The organism is Enterococcus sp. ZJ1622, from assembly GCF_011038845.1.
Taxonomy (GTDB): Bacteria; Bacillota; Bacilli; order Lactobacillales; family Enterococcaceae; genus Enterococcus_B.
Map to the genome: position 1 here is coordinate 1 of NZ_JAAKDW010000039.1, position 2,496 is coordinate 2,496.

3 protein-coding genes are annotated in these 2,496 nt (G+C 27.8%); 1 reads left to right on the forward strand and 2 read right to left on the reverse strand.

All coding sequences use genetic code 11. The features are described 5' to 3' along the window. The first annotated feature begins 297 nt into the window (after nucleotides 1–297). A complete protein-coding gene (locus G7Y42_RS15120; RefSeq protein ID WP_241161974.1) occupies nucleotides 298–369 on the forward strand; it encodes a hypothetical protein in 72 nt (23 codons plus the stop codon). Here G7Y42_RS15120 and G7Y42_RS14780 read toward each other — a convergent pair. Together G7Y42_RS14780 and G7Y42_RS14785 are read right to left on the reverse strand one after the other, a co-directional pair. After that, nucleotides 344–1,816, reverse strand: a complete 1,473-nt coding sequence (locus G7Y42_RS14780) for an HTH domain-containing protein (RefSeq protein ID WP_165007674.1) — start codon at nucleotides 1,814–1,816, stop codon at nucleotides 344–346. The genes G7Y42_RS15120 and G7Y42_RS14780 overlap by 26 nt on opposite strands. A gap of 304 nt (nucleotides 1,817–2,120) precedes the next feature. After that, the coding region (locus G7Y42_RS14785; RefSeq protein WP_165007672.1) for a M23 family metallopeptidase at nucleotides 2,121–2,496 on the reverse strand (376 nt) is incomplete at its 5' end.

Genomic DNA, 2,496 nt, shown 5'->3' on the forward strand with positions numbered 1-2,496 from the left:
GCTAAAGCAGCATAATTAGTTTTTGTATGAGTCATAATGAAAGGTAACACTCCTTCATAGATATCTTTTCTCAATACACTTTCCTCCTTGAATAAAATAACACAAGGAAAGCGTACCAGATGACGCACAAAACTACATTTTTACTTGGCTATTTACACATTAGATACACAGTTTCCTAAGTGTTTTCGTAAAAAACTCACTTTCTTCAATAAATTATAGAAAAGAAATCAAAAATGGCTTCCAAACACCTTATAGTAACAGGGCATTAGAGAAGGGACAAATAATAAAATCAAGGTCATTAAACAAGTCGCTTATGGTTACCGCAATTTTCTCAATTTTTTTGTTAATACGCGTATTTGTTACACATAATTCCATTTAAATCATAACCAAATAATTGGTTTCGAATCGTTTGTAACTCTACTAAATCAAAGATATAAGACACCTTTAGAGTCAAACAGGGTAGTCGTTCCAAAATTTCATACTGTGTATCATATAAAACTAAATCATTCGATGCATATTCTGTCAGTTTTTTATTTGGATTAAATTGATGAATTTTTACAAGCCTCCCATATTCTCGATTCAATATTTCTTTAGCTAATAAATAATCCGTATAAAAACTTGTTAGTAAATAAAGATTTTTAGGGCGTGATTTTTTGCTTATTAAAAAATATAATTTTGAAGTGAAATATTTAATGTGATAATCTGAATAGGCAAGAGGAATCTTTGTTATATTATTCCACTGAAAAAAAATAGATTTAACTCGCGTAACTATCTCTTCAGGCACTTCTGCAAGATTTCCCAATTCCACGTGCTCTTCTGGAATTAATGTTTGTAAGTTAAATATACATTTCCTTAAAAACAAAACTAATGTTGCTTCAAAAATTCTTTCTTTTCTCAATTCTAAATTAAATTCTTTTTCAAATAAAGAAACTAAATCGTTATAATACAATGCTGGAGTATTAGAAATAAGATCGACATAGCTTGTATATGTTGATAACTTACTAGCTTCATCAAAATAATTGGCATTCATAATGTTGAATATTAAAACAAAGAAAAAAATTTCCTCTTCTTTCGCTTGCCCATGCAATTCTTTTTCTAGAAAAAAAATAATTGGTTGAGATAAACGTTCATAAACTTTCGTTTTTTTTAGTAAATCGACTGAATCTTGATCAAAATTCAGCCTCACTTTTTTTCTTCGATCAAAATGTAATTGAAATAAAATACTCGCGTATTTTTTTGAGTAATCTGAGAGTAAACACATTTCTTTTTTTTCAAATTCTTCAAATAATTTTGAAAACTCAATTTTAGTATTTTTAGATATTTTAATAAACTCTTCATCTAATTTCATTTGAAAAAAGGTTATTAAAAATCGCAGCCGACATTCATCTACTTCATTCAATGAATTAATGATCTCAATTTCTTTGAAATAAGTTAACACTACTTCTTTCATATAATATGCTTTTGATTTAGAGATAAATTCTTCCTTTGCAAATTGATTAATCTTAGTAAAATTATTCTGTAAACAAAAACAACAAGCACGAATAAACAAAGAATCATTATACACTTTTTTTAAATAATAAATTTTATTTCGATTTTCCCTGTTTAAAATACTATAGCCAGCTGAACTAGAAACAATTAGTGGAGCTTCTTCCAAACAGTAATAATCATTAATAAACTTTATATCTGATATGATTGTTACATTTGATACACTAAGATAATCTCCTATTTCTAAAGAAGTTAATTGGGAATTCTCCCATAATAAATTGATAATATTAATTTTTCGATATAAATCTTTTTCCATATATTTTTCAAACATTCTCTCTCACCTAGTAAATTTTCTATTATTTAAATTACTCAACATACTTCATTCACAAATAATTATTTATTAATTAGACATGTTTTTTCTATGGTTCATTATAAAAATTAACCTCAGCTTCAATTTGATGAATATTTCAAAAAACACCCGTATAGTACGGTCAAACATACTTACACCTAATGAAATAGAAGAAAAATACTTTATAAATTGCTATATATTCTCTGTTTTAATATTATTTATAAAAAAAGGAAACGTTGAAACGACTCCCTTTTTTCATAAATAAAATGTTCCTATACTAAAATATTTATTTAAATAATATTGGCTCTGGATCAATTAACCGAGATTGATCTAAACTATTATCTAAGCAAAACTCAATGTGAAGATGACTACCAGTACTATTACCAGTTGAACCAACATAACCAATAATTTGGCCTTGATCAATTTTGTCTCCAACCCTTACTCGATATTCTTGTTGATGAGCATATAAAGCCGTGATTCCATCTTCATGTTGGATTACTACATAATTTCCCCATGAAGGATGAAATTCTGCTTTAATAATCACACCTGCTTTACTTGCATAGATTGGTTCGCCTTGTGGTGCTGCTAAATCAAGTCCTCGATGAAATTCTCCTCCACGAAAACCAAATGGACTAGAAATCGTACAGTTTTTCACTGGGACG

What these genes read in the sequence shown, in the direction of transcription:
- G7Y42_RS14780 (WP_165007674.1), bottom strand. Translation starts at nt 1,816, where the DNA reads ATGTTTGAAAAATATATGGAAAAAGATTTATATCGAAAAATTAATATT.